Source organism: Microbacterium sp. zg-Y818 (assembly GCF_030246905.1).
Taxonomy (GTDB): Bacteria; Actinomycetota; Actinomycetes; order Actinomycetales; family Microbacteriaceae; genus Microbacterium.
The window spans coordinates 1,884,515-1,906,339 of record NZ_CP126741.1 but is presented as its reverse complement, the minus strand read 5'-3'; the positions used below and the strand labels follow the sequence as shown (position 1 = coordinate 1,906,339).

The window sequence follows — 21,825 nt, the reverse complement described above, 5'->3', positions numbered from 1 at the left end:
TCAGCCCTTGACGGAGCCGGCGGTGAGGCCGCCGACGATGTAGCGCTGCAGCGACAGGAACAGCACGAGCACGGGGATCGAGGCCAGCACCGCTCCGGCGGCGAAGAGCCCCCAGTTCGACGAGAGCTGGTTGGACACCCACTGGTACATGCCGACCGCGAGGGTCCATTGATCCTCGGAGACGAGCACGATCTTGGCGATGATGAAGTCCGCGAAAGCCGAGATGAACGCCAGCAGCGCGACGACGGCGAGGATCGGCGTCACCAGCGGGATGATCAGCTGCCAGAAGATCTGCGCGTGCGTGGCGCCGTCGATCTTGGCGGACTCGTCGATCTCCATGGGGATCGTGTTGAAGAACCCGTACATGAGGAACGTGTTCGCACCCAGCGCGCCGCCGAGGTACACGCAGATGAGCGCGATCTTGGAGTTCAGCCCCAGGGCGGGGATGACCTCGCCCAGCGTCAGCAGCATGAGGAAGATCGCCACGAAGGCCAGCGCCTGCGGGAACATCTGCACGATGAGCAGCGTCGTCAGGCCGGCGCGGCGGCCGCTGAAGCGGAATCGCGAGAAGGCGTACGCAGCGGCGGCGCCCATGAGCACCGCGCCGATCGACGAGATGCCCGCGACGATGAGCGTGTTGCCGGCCCAGGCCCAGTACTTGGTGTCGGCCAGCGCCATGTAGTTGGACAGGTCGAATGCGCTGAAGAGCGCGTTCGCCGAAGAGAGCGTGCCCCGCGGGTTGAGCGAAGCCGACAGCACGTACACCAGCGGGAACGTGGCGTAGAAGATGATCGCGATCGCGACGAGGTACTTCCAGCCGACCTCGAGGAACCAGCGCCGGCGCTGGCCGGCGCGCCGCTGATCGGTGGCGGGAGTCGCCGGAACGGCCTGCGCAGTCGTGGTGGACATCACTGGTACTCCTCGAGCTTGCGGGTCTGTCGGAAGGCGACGGCGGAAATCGCTCCGACGATGATGAAGATGATGATCGACAGGGCGCTGGCCAGGCCGTAGTCGGCCACACCGCCCGAGATTCCGGCGATGTCATAGATCGCCGAGATGAGGATGTCGGTGGCACCCAGCGCATACGGCGCCCCGGGTATGGCCGGCCCGCCGTTGTTGAACATGTAGATGATGGTGAAGTTGTTGAAGCTGAACGCGAAGGACGAGATCAGCAGCGGAGCGGTCGACACCAGCAGCAGCGGCAGGATGATCGAGCGGAACTGGCGGAACCGCCCGGCACCGTCCAGCGCCGCCGCCTCGAGGGTGTCCGCCGGCAGCGCCTGCAGCGCGCCCGTGCACACGAGGAACCAGTACGGGTAGCTGAGCCACAGGTTCACCCACAGCACGGCGATCCGCGCGAGCCAGGGGTCACCCAGCCAGTTGATCTCGGCGCCGAAGAAGAAGAGGTCGTTGATCACGCCGAACTCGGCGTTGAACATGCCTCGGAACAGCAGCGCGGACATGAAGGCGGGGAAGGCGTACGGGAGGATGAACAGCGTCCGCAGCCACTTGCGCGCCCGCACGCGCGGATCGTTGAAGATGATGGCGAAGAGCAGTCCGACGCCGAAGCTGAGGACCACCGACAGGATCGCGAACGCGAAGGTCCATCCGGCCACCATCAGCAGGGGCTCCACGAGCCGGGGCTCGGTGAACAGCCGCACGAAGTTGTCGAAGCCGACGTTGACGTACCACCCGGTGGTGAGCGCGGTGCCGTCCTCAGCGACGAAGCTGCCGCGGTCGTCCGCGCTGTACACCGTGCCCGTCGTCGTGTCGGTGATCGTCTCGGCGTTCTCGTCCCACACCAGCGTGGATTCGTAGATCGCGCCGGTCGTACCCTCTCGGGTGCGGATGGACCCGTCGTTCGGGTCGTCCGAGACGGGCACGCGCAGGCTCTGCACGGTCTGCTGCAGGGTCTGGTCGGTGAGCAGGTCCGCGCGCGGCACGACGTTCCAGCCGGGGACCTCGGTGGCGGAGCCCGCTGCGCCGATGACGGCGTCGTCGACCTCGCTCAGGGGTTCGTCGCTGTCGCCGGCGTACACGTCGCCGTCGTCGACGATGGCGAAGCCGTACTCACCGCCGCGCTCGATGACGGTCAGCGGGAAGGTGGGCGAGTCGTCGATGCGTCGCTCGCCCTGGATGAGAGCGGCGTTGACAGCCTGCTCCTGCGTGCCGATGTGGCCGCTGCCGTAATTGGTGAAGGCGATGTAGGCGGTGTACGCGAAGATGAACACCTGGAAGACCAGCAGGAAGATCAGGCCCGGCACCAGGTATTTCAGCGGCAGAGCGCGCTTGGTGAAGTAGACGACGTTGGCGATGATCAGCAGCAGGATCGAGACCGACAGGATCAGCCACGACTCCGCGCGCACCGCGCTGATGGCCGCCATGATGCCGAAGGCGTTGACCACCGCCATCAGCAGCAATTTGACGACGAAGCCCCATCCGATGCCGCGCCAGCTGCGCGCGTGCGACTCGCCACGGGGGGTGAGTGAGGGTGAGGACGTCTGCGGCGCGGGCGCTGCGGCTTTTTCCTGCGGTACCGACATGTGCTTCTCCTGCATCGGGGGCTCGCGGTGTGCGAGAGGGTGCGGGGCGGGAGGGATGAGCCTCCCGCCCCGCGGGGTATCAGCCGATGGCTGCTTCGACGTCAGCGACCATCTGGTTCCACGTCGACACGGGGTCGGCGCCACCGATGATCTGAACCTGCGCGGCGTTCCACAGGTCCCAGACCGAACCCATCTCGGGGATGGACGGCATGGGGACGCCGTTCTGCGACGAGGCGACGAAACCACCGATGATCGGGTCGCTCGAGACCTCCTCGGCCAGCTCGCTCCACGCCGGGATGCGCGGGTCGGCCTCGTACAGGGCCTTCTGCGCCTCGGGGGTGGCGAGGTAGTTCGTCAGGAACTCCTGGGCCAGCAGCGCGTTCTCGCTCTGCGAGCTCAGGTAGAAGCCCTGCACGCCCACGAACGGCGCGGCGGTCTCGCCACCGGCGGACGGGATCGGGTTGACCGTGACGTTGACGCCATCGGCGGTCAGCGCCTCGATCGCCCACGGGCCCTGAACGGTGTACGCAGCCTGGCCGGACGCGAACAGCTCGTTGTTGGTGTCGTAGTCGATCGTGGTGGAGATGATGCCGGTGCCGTTGGCGCCGTTGGCGCCGAGCCACGTGGCGAACGCCTCACCGGGCGCGCCGCCCATGCCGACCTGGGCCGTGTACGAGCCGGTGTCGTCCTGCTCGAAGACGGGGGCGCCGAACGAGGTCTGGAAGCCGTACATCGTGTAGGCGTCACCGGTCTGGCCGGCGGTGTTGATGACGATCGGACGCTCCGCGCCGGCAGCCTGCGCGGCGGCGACCATGTCGTCCCACGTGGCCGGAGCCTCTTCGCCGACCATGTCGGTGTTCTGGACGAGCGCGATCGTCTCGAGCGAGTAGGGCAGGGCGTACAGCTGGCCCTCGTACGTCATCGCGTCGATCGCGACCTGCTCGAAGGAGCTCGCCTTGTCGCCGAGGTCCACCGTGTCCACGACGCCGGCGGCGACAAGCGCGCCGAGCCAGTCGTGCGCGCCGATCGTGATGTCGGGGCCCTCGCCGGTCGGCACCTGTGCGATGAAGTCGGCGCGGATGTCCTCGAAGTTCTTCTGGACGAGCTCGATCTTGGCGCCGGTCTCCTCCTCGAAGGCCGCAGCGGCTGCTTCGATGGCGGGCTCGCGGTTCTCGTCGGTCCAGACGGTCAGGACAGCGCCCGAACCTTCGGTGCCCTCCGACTCGTTGGCGGTGTCGCCGCCGCCCGAGCAGCCGGCGAGCAGGACGGCAGTCGACGCGATTGCGACGATGCTCATTCCCATCTTGCGCATGGATTTTCCTTCCGTGGGGTGGTCGATCCTGCGGGCCTCTGACGAGGTCGCGCCCTTACGACCGGTGGTGAGTGTTGGGCCGGGTGGCCGCAACGGGTACATCTCTCAGTGCGGAGTGTGCTGTTCCTCCGAGCGGATGACGGCTACGCCGCCGGCCGCAAGTTCAAGCATGCCCTTGACCTCGGCCCCCGTCAGGAGGTCGACGCCATCGGCGGGGAGCGCGGCGCTGTTCGCGCCGTGGTTGATCGCGACGAGGTATTCCACCTCGTCGCGACGGCGACGGATGGCCTCGACCCCGACGGGCAGGTCGGTGGGGCGGATGCCGGCGTCGGCGTAGACCGCCTTCATGATGGCATCCAGTCCCTCGGCATCCGGGCGGGTGCTGACGTACCAGCCGGTCCCGCTGCCGTGGTGGTGGCGGGTGATGGCCGGTTCGCCGGCGGCGGGTCCCTCGAGGTACGTCGCGCGGACCTCGGCTCCTGCGAGCACCAGGTCTTCCTGCCAGACGTCGGCGCTCAGACGTGTGCCGTCCCAGTCGATCGCGGCCGTCGCACCCTCGCGCAGCGGCAGGTGCTCCTCGACGCGCACGCCCAGGGCGGGCTGCAGCGGGGCGCCGAATCCGCCGGCGTGCACCGCGTCGTGCTCGTCGACGACGGCGGAGAAGAACGAGACCACGAGGGTCCCGCCGCGCTCGACGTAGCGGTTGAGGTTGTCGGCGTCGGCCTGGCTCAGCATGTACTGGGCCGGGGCGATGACGAGCTTGTAGCCGGAGAGGTCCTGCCCGGGCAGGGCGAAGTCCACCGTGATGCCGTCGCGCCACAGCCGCTCGTAGTACGCGCGGATGCGCTCGTCGTGGCTGACGTCCTCGGACGGACGCCACTCGAGGTCCTGGGCCCAGAAGGACTCGAAGTCCCACAGGATCGCGACGTCGGCGTGCACGCGGGAGCCGCGCACCTCGCCGAGACGCCCGAGCTTGCCGCCGAGGTCGACGACCTCACGCCACACCCGGGAGCCGGTGCCGGCGTGCGGAAGCATCGCGGAGTGGAACTTCTCGGCGCCGGAGCGCGAGGCGCGCCACTGGAAGAAGAGGATGCCGTCGGCGCCCCGACCGAAGTGCGACAGCGAGTTGCGGGCCATCTCGCCCGGGCGCTTGGCGATGTTGCGGGGCTGCCAGTTGACCGCCGACGTGGAGTGCTCCATCAGGATCCACGGCGCGCCGCCGCCCACCGAACGGGTGAGGTCGGCGGCGATGGCCAGGCCGATCTCGCCCTCTTCGTCTGCCGCCCACAGGTAGTGGTCGTCCGAGACGATGTCGACTTCGCGCGCCCACGCCCACAGGTCGCAGCCGTTGTGCTGGTTGGCCATGAAGTTCGTGGTGATGGGGCGGTCGCTGTGCGCGCGGATCGCGTCGCGCTCGGCGATGAAGCAGGCGCGCAGCTGGTGGTCGGTGAAGCGGGCGTAGTCCAGGCGCTGCGCGGGGTTGACGACCGACGGGGCGGCTGCCGGCGCGCCGACGTGCTCCCAGTCGGTGTAGTGCTGGCCCCAGAAGGCCGTGCCCCATGCCTTGTTGAGCCCGTCGAGCGAGCCGTAGCGCTGCTGCAGCCACAGGCGCCATTCACGCACCGCGTGGGGGGAGTAGTCCTCGCCCACCGGCACGCCGAACTCGTTGTGCACGTGCCAGAGCACCACCGCGGGGTGCCCGCCGTAGCGCTTGGCGAGCTCGGTGGCGATGCGCACGGCCGCCGTGCGGTAGGCGGGCGCCGAGTGCGAGGCCATGCCGCGGGCGCCGAAGCCCATGACGACACCGTCGCGGGTGATGACGCGGGCGTCGGGGTGCTCGGCGAAGAACCACGCCGGCGGCGACGCGGTGGGCGTGCCCATGTCGATGCGGATGCCGTTGGCGTGCAGCAGCTCGACGACCTCGTCCAGCCAGCTGAAGTCGAAGACCCCTTCGCTGGTTTCCAGCAGCGCCCACGAGAAGATGCCGATGCTGACGAGGTTCACGCCTGCTTCGCGCATGAGCGCGACGTCTTCGCGCCAGGTCTCGGGCGACCACTGCTCAGGGCTGTAGTCGCCGCCGTAGGCGATGCCGTCGATGTCGGGCCAACGCGGCGTCGAGGTCATGGAACGCTTCCTCGGGTCAGGGTTTGTGTGGGTCCGGCTGTGACCGGTCCCAGCTGGGAACAGCATACGTGATCGCGGGCGCTCGGTAACTCGACGTTATGGAACCGTGACCGGTCCCAGTCCGAGGCGCTCGGGGGGTAAAGTCCTGCACGTGGGCGAGATCAGCGAGACCCGCCGCCGACCGACGATCCGAGACGTCGCGGCGGCGGCAGGCGTGTCGCGTGGCACGGTGTCGCGCGTGATCAACGGCGGGCATTGGGTGTCCCCGGACGCCCGGCAGGCGGTCGAGGATGCCATCGCGCGCACCGGATACACCGCGAACCACGCCGCGCGGAGCCTCGCGACGGGGCGGTCGAACTCGCTGGCGTTCCTGCTGACCGAGCCGCAGCATCTGCTGTTCTCCGACCCCACCTTTGCCCTGCTTCTGCGCGGGGCTACCCAAGCGCTCGCCCAGCGGTCGATGACCCTCGTGCTGCTCGTCGCGGACACCGCCTCTGAGCGGGCGAACGTCGAGCACTATGTCAGCGCCGGCCACGTCGACGGCGTTCTGCTCATCTCGTCCCACGAATCGGATCCGCTGCTGGTCTCGCTCATCGAGGCGGGCGTGCCCACTGTGTGCACCGGTGTGCCGCTCGGATACCGCGCCCAGGTGCCGACGGTGTCGGTGGACGAGGTCGGTTCGGCGCGGGTGATGACCCGGTACCTGATGGACCGCGGTCACCGCAGGATCGCGCTCATCACGGGCCCCGACGACACCTCGGGCGGCCGCTATCGACTGGTGGGCTTCCGCGAGGAGATGGGGGACCGGTTCGACCCGGACCTCGTGGAGCAGGATGTCTACTCCCGCGAGGCGGGTGATGCGGCGATGACGCGGCTGCTACAGCGCGCCCCCGACATCGACGCGGTCTTCGCGGCATCCGACGTGATGGCGGTGGGGGCGATCGCGGCCGCGCGCCGGGCGGGGCTCAGGGTGCCCGAGGACCTCGCCGTCGCCGGCTTCGATGATTCGGGACTGGCTGAGACGCACGAGCCGCCCTTGACCACGATGCGTCAGCCGTGGTCGGAGATCAGCAGCGCGATGGTGGAGATCCTGATCGACGTGATCAACGGGGTTCCCCGCACCGACCTGGTGCTGCCGACGACGCTCGTCGTGCGCGGCACCGCCTGAGGCGCAGCCTCGCGCCCCGCGCCCGCGCCCGTCTGCCGACTCGCACCCTGCGCCTCGCGTCCGTTCGCCGACAGTCTCCCGATTGCGCATGTGAGTTCCCGTTCACACTGTGCCGTGTGAGTTCCCGTTCACACTGTGCCGTGTGAGTTCCTGTTCACACTGTGTCGTGTGAGTTCCCGTTCCACTGTGCCGTGTGAGTTCCCGTTCACGCATGGGGTTGGAACCAGCTCGCCCGCATGTGAGTTCCCGTTCACGCGGGGAGGGGCTGCCGAGCCGAGTCCGCCAGGCGGATGCTCCCGCCGCACGGCACAGCCACGCTCGCCGGCCGCGGCGTGGCTGTGTGAGCGGGAACTCACATGGTGAAACGAGAGGACGTCGAAAGTTCGGCCCGGTGCGCGCCGGTGACGGCTCGCGGAGCGTCGCCCGCCGCGGCATCCGTCGATGTCGGAGGGTGGCCGTATCGTCCGCGCATGGACAGGTACCGGCGCAGGATCAACCCCTTCGAAGCGATGGCCGAGCCCGCGCGGCGGCGCATCATCGACGTCCTCGCCAGCGGCGAGCACACCGCCGGGCAGCTCGCTGAGGCCGTGGGCGCCGAGTTCGCCATCTCGCGCACGGCGGTCTCGAAGCACCTGCGCATCCTTCGCGACGCCGGTTTCATCGAGGTGCGCGCGGATTATCAATGGCGCTGGTACTTCCTGACGCGCGACGGGCTCGACGGGCTGGAGTCCGCGGTCGAGCAGCTCCGGCTGAAGATGGCGGGCGGACTGGGGTGGGACACCGACCTGCGTGACAAGCGCGATCCCCTGGGCGGGCCGGCCTTCGACGGGCGACCGGTGTTGCGCAAGGGGCCCGGCCGGGAGCCCGCCCGGGGGCGGCGTGGGCACCAGACCAGTGCAACCCGGGCCAGCGACCCCGAGGCAGGCCTGTACCCGGTGCTACCCGTGGTGGAACCTATGCCGCCCGCGTAACAGGGGGCGGGCTCACAGCGCGGCCCCACCTAGAATCGACGGGTGACCTCAGGCCGATCCTTCTACATCACGACGCCGATCTACTACCCGAGCGACGTGCCCCACATCGGCCACGGCTACACGACCGTGGCGGTGGACACCCTCGCGCGCTGGCACCGCCAGGCCGGCGACGACACCTGGATGCTCACCGGCACCGACGAGCACGGTCAGAAGATGCTGCGCGCCGCCGCGGCGAACGGCGTCACGCCCCAGCAATGGGTCGACAAGCTCGTCACCGAGTCGTGGTTCCCGCTCCTGCAGACGCTCGACGTCGCCAACGACGACTTCATCCGCACCACGCAGGAGCGCCACGAGCGCAACGTGCAGGTCTTCTTCCAGACGCTGTACGACCGGGGATACATCTACGCAGGCGAGTACGAGGCGCTGTACTGCGTCGGTTGCGAGGAGTTCAAGCCGGAGTCCGAGATCGTCGACGGCACCGGGGCCTTCGAGGGTCTCAAGGTCTGCGCGATCCACTCCAAGCCGCTGGAGCTGCTGCAGGAGAAGAACTACTTCTTCAAGCTCAGCGAGTTCCAGGACAAGCTGCTCGAGCTCTACAAGACGGTGCCCGACTTCCTGCGCCCCGACTCGGCGCGCAACGAGGTCGTCTCGTTCGTCAAGAACGGCCTCAAGGACCTCTCCATCTCGCGGTCCACGTTCGACTGGGGCATCAAGGTGCCGTGGGACGAGTCCCACGTCATCTACGTGTGGGTCGACGCACTGCTGAACTACGCCACCGCCGTCGGCTACGGCAGCGACCAGGAGCAGTTCGACCGGCGCTGGCCGGCCTACCACGTGGTGGGCAAGGACATCCTCCGCTTCCACGCCGTCATCTGGCCGGCCATGCTCATGGCCGCCGGCCTCGAGGTGCCCCGGGGTGTCTTCGCCCACGGCTGGCTGCTCGTCGGCGGCGAGAAGATGTCGAAGTCGAAGCTCACCGGCATCGCGCCCACCGAGATCACCGACGTGTTCGGCTCGGACGCCTATCGGTTCTACTTCCTCTCGGCCATCGCCTTCGGCCAGGACGGGTCGTTCTCGTGGGAGGACCTCTCCGCCCGCTACCAGGCGGAGCTCGCCAACGGATTCGGAAACCTCGCCTCGCGCACGGTCGCGATGATCGAGCGCTACTTCGAGGCCATCGTGCCGCCGGCAGGCGCGTACACCGAGGCCGACCTCCACATCCAGCGGACCGTGGCGGATGCCGCGACCGCCGCGGATGCCGCGATGGAGCGCTTCCGCCCCGACGAGGCCATCGCCGCCATCTGGACGATCGTCGACGCGCTCAACCTCTACATCACCGAGAACGAGCCGTGGGCGCTGGCCAAGGACGCAGCGCAGCGCGAGCGGCTGGGTACGGTGCTCTACACCGCAGCCGAAGGGCTGCGCGCGCTCACCGTGCTGCTCTCGCCGGTCATGCCGCACGCCACCGGCATCCTCTGGGACGCCCTCGGCGCCGCCGCCACTCTCGGCGCGCTGCAGGACCAGCCGATCCGCGACGCGGGCACCTGGGGGCAGCTGCCCGCCGGGGCCTCGGTGAGCGGCCTCGCACCGCTGTTCCCCCGCGTCGAACAGAGCGCATGACCGACCCCAGCCAGTACGTGCGACAGCGCGAGAAGGGTGCGCGCGACGTCAGCTATCCGCCGGCTCCGGAGCCGCTGACGGTGGCGGTGTACGACAACCACGCCCACCTCGAGATCGAGGACGGCGAAGTGGGGCTGAGCCTGGACGAGCAGCTGTCGCGCGCGACGGCCGTCGGGGTCATCGGCGTCGTGCAGGCCGGCGGTGACGTCGACTCGAGCCGCTGGTCGGCGTGGGCGGCGGCATCCCACCCGCAGGTGCTGGCGGCGGTCGCGATCCACCCCAATGAGGCACCGGCATACGCCGAACGGGGCATGCTCGACGAGGCCATCGCCGTCATCGACGACCTCGCCGCACAGCCCCGGGTGCGGGCGATCGGCGAGACCGGGCTCGACTTCTACCGCACGGGTCCCGAGGGTCTGCCTGCGCAGTACGAGAGCTTCGAAGCGCACATCGCCATGGCCAAGCGCCACGACGTCGCGATGCAGATCCACGACCGCGACGCGCACGACGAGGTCCTGGCCACGCTCATGCGGGTGGGCGCCCCCGAACGCACCGTCTTCCACTGCTTCTCGGGCGACGCGGACATGGCGCGCATCGCCGCCGACGCCGGCTACTACCTCTCGTTCGCCGGAAACGTCACGTTCAAAAACGCCCAGAATCTGCGGGACGCCCTCGCCGTCACGCCGCGCGAGCGCATCCTCGTCGAGACCGACGCCCCGTTCCTGACGCCGGCGCCGTTCCGCGGCCGCCCCAACGCGCCGTATCTGATCCCGGCGACCGTGCGGTTCCTGGCCGACGAGCTCGACGTCGACCTCGACGAGCTCTGCGCCCAGCTGGCATCCAACACCCTGGCCGTCTACGGCCCCTTCGAGGAGACGCCGTGACCGTGACCCTCCTCGGCGCCACCGAGATCCGCACGCTCGCCGCCGAACTCGACGTCACCCCCACCAAGAAGCTCGGGCAGAACTTCGTCGTCGACGCCAACACGGTGCGCAAGATCGTGCAGGTCGCCGGTGTGCGTCCCGAGGACCGGGTCGTGGAGGTCGGGCCCGGGCTCGGCTCGCTGACGTTGGCCATCCTCGAGACCGGCGCCGCGGTGACGGCCGTCGAGATCGACCACCGCCTCGCCGCGCGGCTGCCCGCGACCGCAGCCGCCCACGGCGTGCCCGACGGCGCACTCACGGTCGTCGACGCCGATGCGCTTCGCATCACGGAGCTTCCCGGCGACCCCGAGGTGCTGGTCGCCAACCTCCCGTACAACGTCAGCGTGCCCGTGCTGCTGCATTTTCTCGAGACGTTCCCGCACCTCGACCGCGGCGTGGTCATGGTGCAGGCCGAGGTGGGGGAGCGCCTCGCCGCGCAGCCCGGCACCAAGGCGTACGGCAGCCCCAGCGTGAAAGCGGCCTGGTACGGCCCGTGGCGCCTGGCGGGCACCGTGTCACGCCAGGTGTTCTGGCCGGTGCCCAACGTCGACAGCGTGCTGGTGGCCTTCCGCCGCGACGCCGAACCGCGCGGGACCGAGGCCGAGCGGCGGCGCACCTTCGCGATCGTGGATGCCGCGTTCGGTCAGCGCCGCAAGATGCTGCGGCAGGCGCTCGCCGGTGTGCTGGGCGGCTCGTCGGCAGCGGCATCCGCCGTGCTCGAAGCGGCGGGCGTTGCCCCGACGGCGCGCGGCGAAGAACTGGTCGTGGCGGACTTCCTCAGGATCGCGCGCGCGGCACCCCTCGCGCAGTAGCGTGGGAGCGTGACCGAATCGCCCCGCACCAAGCCGCCCGTCGCCGACCTTCACCGCCCGTACACGGCCGCTGAAGACCGATACGCCTCCGTCGACTACCGCCGCGTCGGGGCATCGGGCCTGCGTCTGCCCCCGATCTCGCTGGGCCTGTGGTGGAACTTCGGCGACAACGTGCCGTTCGACCGCCAGCGCGAGGTGCTGCGTCACGCCTTCGACATCGGCATCACGCACTTCGACCTCGCCAACAACTACGGCCCGCCCTACGGCTCCGCAGAGACCAACTTCGGCCGCATGATGCGCGAGGACTTCGCGCCCTACCGGGACGAGCTGATCATCTCGTCCAAGGCCGGCTACGACATGTGGGCGGGCCCCTACGGCGACGGCGGGTCGCGCACCTACCTGCTTTCGAGCGCCGAGCAGTCGCTGCGCCGCATGCAGCTCGACTACGTCGACATCTTCTACTCGCACCGCGACGACCCGACCGTGCCGCTGGAAGAGACCATCGGCGCGCTCGACACCCTCGTGCGCCAGGGCAAGGCCCGCTACGTCGGCATCTCGTCGTACAGCGCCATGCGCACCGTCGAGGCCGTCGCCATCGCGCGCAGCCTCGGCACTCCGCTCGTGATCCACCAGCCCTCGTACTCCATCGCCAACCGCTGGATCGAGGACGGCCTCACCGGCGCGCTCGAGCAGGAGGGACTGGGCGCCATCGCGTTCTCGCCGCTGGCGCAGGGCCTGCTGACGGACAAGTACCTCGGCGAGGGCGCGGCCGACCGCTCGGTCGAGCGCTGGTCGGTGCCGCGGGACACGGTCTCCGAGTCCGGGCGCGGCCGCCTCGTGGGCCTTGACGCGATCGCCAAGGAGCGCGGCCAGAGCCTGGCGCAGATGGCCCTGCAGTGGGTCCTGCGCAACGAGGTGGTGGCGTCGGCCCTCGTCGGCGCCTCCCGCCCGGCGCAGCTCGACGAGAACCTCGCCGCCGTCAACGGACCCGCCTTCGACACCGAGGAGCTGGAGCGCATCGACGCGCTCTCGGACGGCATGGACGTCGGGATGTGGGAGTCGGCGGACTCGTGAGTCCGGCCGCGTCGTCCCGTCGGGTGCACGTGCGTGCGCCCGGCAAGATCAACGTGTTCTTCGAAGTCGGCGACGTGCAGGACGACGGCTACCACGACGTCGCGTCGGTGTACCAGGCCGTCTCGGCGTATGAGGACGTCTATGCCTCTCACGCCGACGGCTTCTCGATCTCGGTCGAGGGTGTCGTCGACGTGTCCGGGGTGCCGGTCGACGACCGCAACCTCGCGGTGCGGGCGGCGAGGCTGCTGGCAAGTGAGATCGGCTACGACGGCGGGGTGCACCTCGAGGTGCGCAAGGCCGTCCCCGTGGCCGGCGGCATGGGCGGCGGATCGGCTGACGCCGCCGCGGCCCTGCTCGCATGCGATGCGCTGTGGGATGCCGGACTCTCCGCCGTGCGCCTGCAGCGACTTGCCGCACGGCTCGGGGCGGACGTCCCCTTCGCCCTGATGGGCGGCACCGCCGTGGGCACCGGCCGCGGCGACCAGCTGAGTCCCGCGCTCGCTCGGGGACGACTGGACTGGGTCATCGTGACCAATCCGGTGGGACTTTCCACTCCGGAGGTGTATCGGGAGCTCGATCGACTGCGCGAGCGCAGCGCCCCCGACATCGCGCCGCCGGCCGGGGCTCCCGACGTCGACCCCGCCGTGCTGCAGGCGCTGCGCACCGGCGACGCCGCTGCCGTTGCCGCCGCGGTGCACAACGACCTGCAGGATGCCGCCTTCTCGCTGCGTCCCGAGCTGACCGACCTGAGGGACCTCGGCTGCGGGCTGGGCGCGCTGGCGGGAATGGTCTCCGGCTCCGGCCCCACCGTGGCGTTCCTCGCCGGCGACCCGGATGCCGCCGTGCAGCTGAGGACCGCCCTCAGCGCCACCGGCTATGACGCGCTGACCGTGCACGGACCGGTCCCCGGCGCGCGCGTCGTCGGCTGACGGCACAATGGAGCGATGGTCCCCGTGAACAACGCCGTCTGGCACGACGCGCCCGTCGATCTGCGATCCCGCGCCGCGCTGGCCGTGCGGGACCTGCAGTACCGCACCGTCTCGCACGCCGATGACGCCGACTACGCCGCCTGGCTGCAGGCCAACGCGCGCGGCTTTCAAGACGAGGAGCGCAACGACGAGCAGATCGCGACGAGCCGCGAACTCAGCGCCCACCGCCGGCTGACCGGTGTCTACGACGGTGCCGGCCCCATGCCCGAGATGCCGGTCGCGACCCTGTCCTCCTGGGTCGGCGAGCTGACGGTGCCGGGTGGGCGCGGCATCCCCTCGTGCGCGATCAGCTCGGTGACCGTGGCGCCCACGCACCGCCGGCGGGGCATTGCCCGGGCGATGCTCGAGGGTGAGCTGCGGGGAGCCGCGGCGGCCGGGCTGCCGATGGCGATGCTCACCGTCAGCGAGTCCACGCTCTACGGGCGCTACGGTTTCGCGCCCGCCGCGGCCTCGGCGGCGTGGACGATCGAGAACAGACGCGCCGGCTGGCGAGGCCCGCGCGCCCCGGGTCGTGTCGACTTCATCCCGCGCCGGCGGGTGCGCGAGCTGATGCCGATCCTGCACGACCGCGTGCGACTCAGGGCACCTGGCGAGATCGAGGTGCCGGGGGAGTTCTGGGATCGCTTCGCAGGAACGCGGCCCGACGTGAAAGACGGCGGCAAGGTGCGCGCCGTGCAGTACACCGATCCCGCTGGAGACGTGCGAGGGCTGGCGCTGTACACCGTCACCGGAAACGACGAGGACTTCACGAAGGCGCGCGTGCACGTGCCGTACCTGCTGGCCGAGACCGATCACGCGTACGCCGCTCTCTGGCGATTCCTCCTCGAACTCGACCTCGTCGGCACGGTGACCGCACACGAGCTGTCGGTCGACGAGCCGCTGCTGTGGCTGATCGAGGATCAGCGCGCGGCGAAGGTGACCGTGCGCGATCACCAGTATCTGCGCATCCTCGACGTGCCTTCCGCCCTGCAGGCCCGCACCTACGCGGCGCCCGGCCGGTTCTCGCTCGAGGTCACCGACCCGCTCGAAATCGCCGGCGGACGTTACCTGCTCGACATCGCCGGCGACGGCCGCGCCACGGTGTCGCGGCTCCGCACGGGGCAGTCGGCGGATGCGGTGGCCGTGACCCTCGATATCCGCGAGTTCTCGGCGGTGTATCTCGGGGGAGTGTCGGCGCTCACGCTCGCGCGGGCCGGGCTCGTGCAGACGAGTGATGCCACGGCGTTCGCGCGGTCGCTCTCGTGGCACGTCGCCCCGCGCCTGAGCTTCTGGTATTGACTCGCCGCTAGTGCACGCGGGCGGCTGATGCAAGGCCGCGTGCGTGTCGGCGCCCGGCGTTACCCTTGACGCTCACCCACCGAGGGAGCGGCCATGCAAGCACGACTGGGCGACACGATCGTCGCAGATGCCGACGAGTCCGACCTCATCCGCATCGAGGGCAACTGGTACTTCCCGCCCGCGAGCGTGAACTGGGATCTCCTCACCCCGAGCGACACCCCGTACACCTGCGCGTGGAAGGGGGAGTGCCAGTACTACGACGTCGACGGGCACGCCGACAACGCGTTCGCGTACCCGGATCCGAAGCCGGGGTCGGTCGAACGGGTCGGCCGGGACTTCTCCGGGTACGTCGCGTTCTGGCAGGACGTCCAGGTCGGCGCCTGACGTGATCGAGTTCCGTGGGGTCTCCAAATCCTTCCCCGACGGCACCCGGGCGGTGGAGGACTTCTCCCTCGTCATCCCGCCCCGCCGCACAACGGTGTTCGTGGGGTCCTCGGGGTGCGGCAAGACCACGCTGCTGCGCATGATCAACCGCATGGTCGAGCCCTCGTCGGGCACGATCACCATCGACGGCGAAGACATTGCGGGCCGCTCGCCGGTGCAGCTGCGCCGCAGCATCGGCTACGTGATGCAGAACTCCGGTCTGCTGCCGCACCTGACCGTCGCCGCCAACATCGCCACGGTGCCGCGCCTGAACGGCGTCGCCCGCGGCGTCGCGCGGGAACGTGCTCTGGAGCTCATGGGGACCGTGGGGCTCGACACCGCGATGGCGGACCGCTATCCGAGCCAGCTCTCGGGCGGCCAGCAGCAGCGCGTCGGCGTGGCGCGCGCGCTCGCGGCGGAACCGAACATCCTTCTCATGGACGAGCCGTTCGGCGCCGTCGACCCGATCGTGCGCACCGAGCTGCAGGACGAGCTCATCCGGCTGCAGCGCGACATCGGCAAGACGATCGTGTTCGTCACGCATGACATCGAGGAGGCGTTCTTCCTCGGCGACCAGATCATCATCCTCGAGCGCGGCGCGCGCATCGCGCAGCAGGGCACCGCCGACGACATCCGTCAGAATCCCGCGTCGCCTTTCGTCGAGGCGTTCGTCGGTGCCCGGGAGCGACGCGCGCCGTGAACTGGGTCATCGACAATCTGGGACTGATCGCTTCGCTGTCGCTCGAACACGTGCGGCAGAGCATCGTCCCGATCGTCGTGGGGCTGGTGCTCGCGGTGCCGCTCGGATGGGTGGCGTGGCGTTACCGACTGCTGCGCGGTGCGCTGCTGACAGTCAGCGGCCTGCTCTACACGATCCCGTCGCTCGCCCTGCTGGCGCTGCTCCCCGGCATCCTGGGGATCAGCTTCCTCAGTGAGGTCAACCTGCTCGTCGCCCTGACGCTCTACGCCGTCGCGCTGCTGACCCGGTCAGTCGCGGACGGCTTCGACGCGGTCGACCCCGATGCCCGGCTGGCGGCAGTGGCGATGGGCTACGGATCGGTCCGGCGGTTCTGGGGCGTCGACCTGCCGCTGGCCGGTCCCGTCATCCTCGCGGGCCTGCGCGTCGCCGCCGTCAGCACGGTGTCGCTGGCCACGGTCGGGGTGCTCATCGGCGTCACCAACCTCGGCTACCTCTTCACCAACGGTCTGCAGCGGCGTATCGTCCCCGAGGTGCTCGCCGGCATCGTCGCAGTCATGCTCATCGCCGTCGTCATCGACCTGATCCTCGTCGCCGCCGGTCGCCTCCTGATGCCGTGGAGCCGGGCAGCCACGCCGAGCGCGCGTGCGCGCTTGGCGTTGCGCACCGCGGAGGCGCCGGCATGACCCTCTTCCTCGACGCCCTCGCGTGGATCGTCGCCCCCGAGCAGTGGACAGGGCGGGGCGCGATCGGCACGGCCATCGGCGTGCACCTGCTGTTCACCGTCATCTCCGTCGTCCTCGCCGCCGCTGTGGCCGTGCCGCTCGGGTGGCTCATCGGCCACACCGGGCGCGGCCGGGAGCTCGCCGTCATCGTCTCGGGCGCCGCGCGGGCCGTGCCCTCGTTCGGCCTGCTGATCCTGCTGGTGCTGCTGTTCGGGGTGCTGAACAGACCGGAGGCGGCCGTGGTCACCTTCGTGCTGCTGGCGATTCCGTCGATCCTCGCCGGGGCCTATGCCGGCGTCGAGGCGATCGATCCCGCCGTACGCGACGCCGGGCGTGCGATGGGCATGACGGGGTGGCAGGTGCTCTGGCGCATCGAGGCGCCGCTGGGACTGCCACTGCTGGTGGCCGGCCTGCGGTCGGCGACGCTCCAGGTGGTGGCCACGGTCACGATCGCCGCCTACGTCAATCTGGGGGGCCTCGGGCAGTACATCATCGCCGGCATCCCGCTGCGCCGCTATGAGATGGTGCTCGGCGGCGCGCTGCTGGTGATCGGCCTGGCGCTGCTGCTGGATCTGCTGTTCGCGGTGCTGCAGCGCGTCGCGGTGCCCCGGGGCCTGCGCGCCGGTCGCAGCGCCCGAACCACCACCCGCTCGTCGACGGTGCGGACCGCCGCGAGCACCCCTGTCCCGTCCTGATCCATCCCACCGAGGAGACGCATCCATGTCCACTGCACGCATCCCGCGCCGTCTGGTCGCCGGCGCAACCGCCTTGGCGTTCGCCGCAGCCGCCCTCGTCGGCTGTTCGACGGCCGACCCGCTCGATCCCGAGGCGGGCGACACGACCGACAACGAGACGATCGTCATCGGCTCGCAGGCCTACTACTCCAACGAGATCATCGCCGAGATCTACGCGCAGGCCCTGGAAGACGCGGGCTATACCGTGGAGCGCTCGTTCAACATCGGTCAGCGCGACGCCTACATGCCCGAGATCGAGAGCGGGGCGATCACCCTGTTCCCCGAGTACACCGGCAACCTGCTGCAGTACTACGAGCCCGACACCGATGCGCGCACGGCCGACGACGTGTACGAGGCGCTGATCGAGGCGCTGCCGGATGGGCTGACGGTGCTCGAGCAATCCGAGGCGACCGACCAGGACTCCTACACGGTGACCGCGGCCTTCGCCGACGAGAACGGCGTCACCACCATCGCCGACCTCGCCGACATCGGCGGCACGCTGACCGTGGGTGGCCCACCCGAGCTCGCCGAGCGTCCCTACGGACCGTCGGGCTTGGCCGAGACGTACGGGGTGAACGTGGACTTCGAGGCCACCGGCGACACGACCGTCGAGGCGCTCACCGCGGGCGAGGTCGACATCGCCAACGTCTTCACCGCCGACCCGCGCATCCAGACGCAGGACCTCGTCGTGCTGGAGGATCCTGAGGGCCTGTTCCTCGCTTCCAATGTCGTCCCGCTCGTCAACGAAGAACTCGCCGACGAGCTGGCCGAGGTCATCGACCCCATCAGCGCCGCGCTCACGCCCGAGGGACTGGTCGCGCTGAACGTCCAGAGCACCGAGGACGAGATGTCGCCCGCCGCCATCGCCACGGCGTGGCTGCAGGAGAACGGCATCATCTGAGCGACGTGAGGCGGTGAGCGCTGAGTCGCGCGCTCACCGCGCTCAGTCGAGCGCTTCGCCGAGCTCGAGCCAGCGTTCCTCGAGCTCGGCGATCTCGGCCGCCTGCGCGTCCCGTCGCCGGTAGAGGTCTGCCACGTCGTCGTAGTCGGTGCCGCCGGCCGCGTTCGCGATCTTCACGTCGAGGTCGTCCAGCCCCTTCTGCAGCTTCTGGATCTTGCGGTCCAGCGCCGACAGCTCCTTCTCGGCATTGCGACGATCGGCGCCGGACAGCGCCGAGGCGGATGCCGGCGCAGCGGCGGCCTTGACCGGCCCGGCATCCACAGCGCGCTGCTGCGCGTGCCGCAGACGCAGGTACTCGTCAATGCCGCCCGGCAGGTGTCGCAGGTGCCCGTCGAGGATGGCGTACTGCTGGTCGGTCACCCGCTCGAGGAAGTAGCGATCGTGGGAGACGACCAGGAGGGTCCCGGCCCACGAGTCCAGCAGATCCTCGATGGCCGCGAGCATGTCGGTGTCGAGGTCGTTCGTGGGCTCGTCGAGGATCAGCACGTTGGGCTGCTCCAGCAGGATGAGCAGCAGCTGCAGGCGCCGCTTCTGTCCGCCCGAGAGGTCCTTCACCGGCGTCGACAGCTGCTCGCTTGCGAACCCCATGCGCTCGAGCAGCTGGCCGGGGGTCAGGTCCTGCGCTTTGGACCCGGTGCCGAGGGTGTAGCTGGTGCGCAGCCCCGAGATCACGACCCGCACGGGGTCGTTCAGGTGCGGGTCCAGCTCGTCCATACGCTGCGAGAGGGTCGCGACCTTGACGGTCTTGCCGCGCTTGACCCGGCCGGCGGTCGGCTCCACCGTGCCGGCGATGAGACCGAGCAGGGTGGACTTGCCGGCGCCGTTGACGCCGAGGATGCCGGTGCGCTCGCCCGGGGCGATGCGCCACTCGACCCCGCGCAGCACGTCTCGCGTGCCGGTCCCTGAGTCTGGCGAGGGGTAGGAAACCGACACGTCCAGCAGGTCGACGACGTCCTTGCCCAGCCGGGAGACGGCGAGGGACTGCAGGGTGACGGGGTCGCGGATCTCCGGCACGTCGGCGATGAGCTCGTTGGCGGCGTCGATGCGGAACTTCGGCTTCGAGGTGCGCGCGGGCGCTCCGCGGCGCAGCCACGCCAGCTCCTTGCGGGCCAGGTTCTGCCGTCGGGCTTCGATCACCGACGACTGCCGGTCGCGCTCGACGCGCTGCAGCACGTACGCCGCGTAGCCGCCGTCGAACGGCTCGACCATGCGGTCGTGCACCTCCCACGTGCGGGTGCAGACCTCGTCGAGGAACCACCGATCGTGGGTGACGACTAGGAGGGCCCCCGACGACGCCGACCAGCGGCGCTTCAGGTGCTCGGCCAGCCATGAGATGCCCTCGACGTCGAGGTGGTTCGTCGGCTCATCGAGCATGAGCACGTCCCAGTCGCCGGTCAGCAGGCGCGCGATCGCGACGCGGCGGCGCTGACCGCCCGAGAGGGTGCCGACGGCGGCATCCCACGGCAGGTCCGACGCGAGGCCGGCGACGACGTCGCGGGTGAGCGGGTCGCCCGCCCACTCGTGCTCGATGCGGTCGCCCACGATGGCCTCGCCCACGGTGATGTCGTCGGGGAGGGTGTCGGCCTGGTCGAGCACGCCGACGGTCACGCCGCCACGTACCGTCACACGCCCGGAGTCGGGGATGACGCGGCCGGCGAGCATCGCCATGAGGCTGGACTTGCCGTCGCCGTTGCGGCCGACGATGCCGATGCGGTCGCCCTCATCGACGCCGATCGAGACGCCGTCGAAGACGACACGGGTGGGGTATTCGAGATGCAGGGCTTCGGCCCCGAGAAGATGCGCCATGTTCCCTCCAGCGTAGGCGGCGCGGCTGGGGACTCCGCCCGCGGTGCCGTCACGCGGCAGGCTCAGCCCCGCGGCGGGGCGTCGGCGAGCCGGCGACGGGTGGTGAAGGCCCGCGGCCGTCCGGTCAGCGGGTCGGTGAACCGCAGGTGGGTCGCCAGCAGCTGCATCGGGCGGTCGGGGTCGTCCTGCGGCGTCTCGGGGAGGAGCTCCGGGTAGTAGCGATCGCCGAGGATGCCGAGACCGAGCTGTGCCAGGTGCACGCGCAGCTGGTGCATGCGCCCGGTGCGCGGGCGCAGCCGGGTGTGGACGACCTCGAGTCCGGCGTGGCCGCCGGTGCTCGTTCCCGTGCCCACGAGTTCGATGAGCGTCTCCGCGTTCGGTTCGCGGTCGGGGCGGGTCTGCACACAGAGGTTGTCTCGGAACTTCTCGATGTGGCTGCGGTGGACCAGCGGAAAGGCCGGCAGCCCGCCCGGGGGGAGGGCCGAGACCGCCTCGTAGACCTTCTGCACCTCGCGGCGCTCGAACATCGACTGGTAGGCGCCACGGGTGGCGGGGCGGGCCGAGAACATCAGCACCCCCGCGGTGGCGCGGTCCAGCCGGTGGATGGGCACGAGGTCGGGGTTGTCCAGCCGCCGCCGCATGCGTACCAGAGCGGTGTGGTTCAAGAAGCGCCCGCCGGGTGTCGTGGGAAGGAAGTGCGGCTTGTCGATCACGACGAGGTCGTCGTCGATGTGCAGGATCTCCTCGTCGAACGGCACGGTGCGCTCGACCGCCGGCGGCTCACGGTGGTACCAGATGAACTCCGTCGCCCCGAGCGGAGTGTCCCGGCGCACCGCCACGCCCTGCGCGTCGACGACGTCGCCGCGGTCGATGCGGTCGTGCAGCACCTGCCTGTCGATGTGCTCGAACCGTTCCAGCACGTAGTCGGCGATCGTCGCCCACGGGCCCGTGGTGGGCACACGCAGACGGGTCGCACCGACGCCGTCACGCACGGGACGAGGGGAGACGGGCATGCTCCCATCGTCCCAGACGCTCAGGCGTCGAAGCTGAGGCTCAGCTTGCGCAGCAGGGATGCCAGCCGCTCTCGGTCACTGCGCGACAGCGACGCCAGCAGGGTCGCCTCAGCGTCGACGAGCCGCGTGATCGCGGCATCCACGCGCGTCTTTCCATCGCCGGCGAGGGTCACCAGCACGCTGCGTCCGTCGACAGGGTCCGCTTCGCGACGCACCAGCCGGCGCGCGACGAGGCGGTCGATGCGGTTGGTCATCGTGCCGCTCGAGACGAGCGTCTGCTGCAGCAGCTGCTTGGGGCTGAGCTGGAACGGCTCGCCCGCCCGGCGCAGTGCCGACAGCACGTCCCACTCCCACGGCTCCAGCTCGCTGCGCCGGAAGGCGTCGCGACGTGCCCGGTCGAGGTGGCGGGAGAGCCGGTCGACCCGCGAGAGCACTTCGAGCGGGGAGAAGTCGAGATCGGGGCGCTGGGCCATCCACGCGCCGACGATGCGGTCGACCTCGTCCGTCTGCTGAGCCATCCCCCCATTATCGGCCCCGTCCTCGGTCACGGTTCGGTAACGACGACCACCATCCTCTTGGCAGGCGCTCTGCAGGCGTCGAAGACTGTGACCGGTCACAGAAAGTCATCCGTCAACGGAGATCGGAGCAGTCG

20 protein-coding genes are annotated in these 21,825 nt (G+C 70.0%); 13 read left to right on the top strand and 7 right to left on the bottom strand.

Features of this window, described 5'->3' with window-relative positions; all coding sequences use genetic code 11:
• From QNO21_RS08905 to QNO21_RS08890, 4 genes are all read right to left on the bottom strand, one after another.
• The gene (locus QNO21_RS08905; RefSeq protein ID WP_257519299.1) at positions 1–909 is read right to left on the bottom strand and encodes a sugar ABC transporter permease; all 909 of its coding nucleotides are present in this window, start codon (positions 907–909) and stop codon (positions 1–3) included.
• Complete coding sequence (locus tag QNO21_RS08900) at positions 909–2,543, bottom strand: ABC transporter permease subunit (protein WP_257517097.1); 1,635 nt, start codon at positions 2,541–2,543, stop codon at positions 909–911. Before QNO21_RS08900 ends, QNO21_RS08905 begins: the two co-directional genes overlap by 1 nt.
• Positions 2,544–2,622: 79 nt before the next feature.
• On the bottom strand, positions 2,623–3,855 hold the full coding sequence (locus tag QNO21_RS08895) for a sugar ABC transporter substrate-binding protein (RefSeq protein ID WP_257519298.1): 1,233 nt from the start codon (positions 3,853–3,855) through the stop codon (positions 2,623–2,625).
• Between the two features lie 105 nt (positions 3,856–3,960).
• On the bottom strand, positions 3,961–5,979 hold the full coding sequence (locus tag QNO21_RS08890; RefSeq protein ID WP_257519297.1) for a beta-galactosidase: 2,019 nt from the start codon (positions 5,977–5,979) through the stop codon (positions 3,961–3,963).
• A gap of 151 nt (positions 5,980–6,130) precedes the next feature.
• Between QNO21_RS08890 and QNO21_RS08885 the strand changes: the two genes are divergently transcribed.
• From QNO21_RS08885 to QNO21_RS08825, 13 genes are all read left to right on the top strand, one after another.
• Positions 6,131–7,147 carry a LacI family DNA-binding transcriptional regulator gene (locus QNO21_RS08885; protein WP_374113635.1) on the top strand — a complete coding sequence of 339 codons (1,017 nt, stop codon included), beginning with the start codon at positions 6,131–6,133 and terminating at the stop codon, positions 7,145–7,147.
• Positions 7,148–7,617: 470 nt separating this feature from the next.
• Positions 7,618–8,118 (top strand): ArsR/SmtB family transcription factor, encoded by a 501-nt coding sequence (locus tag QNO21_RS08880; RefSeq protein ID WP_257519296.1) that lies wholly within the window; start codon positions 7,618–7,620, stop codon positions 8,116–8,118.
• A 42-nt stretch (positions 8,119–8,160) separates the two neighbouring features.
• Positions 8,161–9,738: a methionine--tRNA ligase gene (metG, locus tag QNO21_RS08875; protein WP_257519295.1), complete on the top strand. Its 1,578-nt coding sequence runs from the start codon at positions 8,161–8,163 to the stop codon at positions 9,736–9,738.
• On the top strand, positions 9,735–10,622 hold the full coding sequence (locus QNO21_RS08870; protein ID WP_257519294.1) for a TatD family hydrolase: 888 nt from the start codon (positions 9,735–9,737) through the stop codon (positions 10,620–10,622). The genes metG and QNO21_RS08870 overlap by 4 nt, the downstream gene beginning before the upstream one ends.
• Positions 10,619–11,473, top strand: coding sequence for a 16S rRNA (adenine(1518)-N(6)/adenine(1519)-N(6))-dimethyltransferase RsmA (gene rsmA / locus QNO21_RS08865; protein ID WP_257514466.1), 855 nt, complete (start codon positions 10,619–10,621; stop codon positions 11,471–11,473). The genes QNO21_RS08870 and rsmA overlap by 4 nt, the downstream gene beginning before the upstream one ends.
• Positions 11,474–11,482: 9 nt before the next feature.
• Positions 11,483–12,547: an aldo/keto reductase gene (locus QNO21_RS08860; RefSeq protein ID WP_285178386.1), complete on the top strand. Its 1,065-nt coding sequence runs from the start codon at positions 11,483–11,485 to the stop codon at positions 12,545–12,547.
• Positions 12,544–13,476: a 4-(cytidine 5'-diphospho)-2-C-methyl-D-erythritol kinase gene (locus tag QNO21_RS08855; RefSeq protein ID WP_257519293.1), complete on the top strand. Its 933-nt coding sequence runs from the start codon at positions 12,544–12,546 to the stop codon at positions 13,474–13,476. Before QNO21_RS08860 ends, QNO21_RS08855 begins: the two co-directional genes overlap by 4 nt.
• Before the next feature lie 15 nt (positions 13,477–13,491).
• On the top strand, positions 13,492–14,814 hold the full coding sequence (locus QNO21_RS08850; protein ID WP_257519292.1) for a GNAT family N-acetyltransferase: 1,323 nt from the start codon (positions 13,492–13,494) through the stop codon (positions 14,812–14,814).
• 93 nt (positions 14,815–14,907) lie between these two features.
• A complete protein-coding gene (locus QNO21_RS08845; RefSeq protein ID WP_257519291.1) occupies positions 14,908–15,198 on the top strand; it encodes a DUF427 domain-containing protein in 291 nt (96 codons plus the stop codon).
• Between the two features lies 1 nt (position 15,199).
• Complete coding sequence (locus QNO21_RS08840; protein ID WP_257519289.1) at positions 15,200–15,937, top strand: ABC transporter ATP-binding protein; 738 nt, start codon at positions 15,200–15,202, stop codon at positions 15,935–15,937.
• Positions 15,934–16,620, top strand: coding sequence for an ABC transporter permease (locus tag QNO21_RS08835; protein WP_257514471.1), 687 nt, complete (start codon positions 15,934–15,936; stop codon positions 16,618–16,620). Before QNO21_RS08840 ends, QNO21_RS08835 begins: the two co-directional genes overlap by 4 nt.
• The gene (locus QNO21_RS08830; RefSeq protein ID WP_257519288.1) at positions 16,617–17,354 is read left to right on the top strand and encodes an ABC transporter permease; all 738 of its coding nucleotides are present in this window, start codon (positions 16,617–16,619) and stop codon (positions 17,352–17,354) included. Before QNO21_RS08835 ends, QNO21_RS08830 begins: the two co-directional genes overlap by 4 nt.
• A gap of 25 nt (positions 17,355–17,379) precedes the next feature.
• On the top strand, positions 17,380–18,294 hold the full coding sequence (locus QNO21_RS08825) for an ABC transporter substrate-binding protein (protein WP_257514473.1): 915 nt from the start codon (positions 17,380–17,382) through the stop codon (positions 18,292–18,294).
• Positions 18,295–18,336: 42 nt separating this feature from the next.
• Here QNO21_RS08825 and QNO21_RS08820 read toward each other — a convergent pair whose 3' ends face one another.
• The 3 genes from QNO21_RS08820 to QNO21_RS08810 all read right to left on the bottom strand — a co-directional run bounded on the left by QNO21_RS08820 (position 18,337) and on the right by QNO21_RS08810 (position 21,691).
• Complete coding sequence (locus QNO21_RS08820; protein WP_257519287.1) at positions 18,337–20,160, bottom strand: ABC-F family ATP-binding cassette domain-containing protein; 1,824 nt, start codon at positions 20,158–20,160, stop codon at positions 18,337–18,339.
• Positions 20,161–20,222: 62 nt separating this feature from the next.
• Complete coding sequence (locus tag QNO21_RS08815; RefSeq protein WP_257519286.1) at positions 20,223–21,173, bottom strand: pseudouridine synthase; 951 nt, start codon at positions 21,171–21,173, stop codon at positions 20,223–20,225.
• 20 nt (positions 21,174–21,193) lie between these two features.
• Complete coding sequence (locus QNO21_RS08810; RefSeq protein WP_257519285.1) at positions 21,194–21,691, bottom strand: MarR family winged helix-turn-helix transcriptional regulator; 498 nt, start codon at positions 21,689–21,691, stop codon at positions 21,194–21,196.
• Positions 21,692–21,825 lie beyond the last annotated feature (134 nt).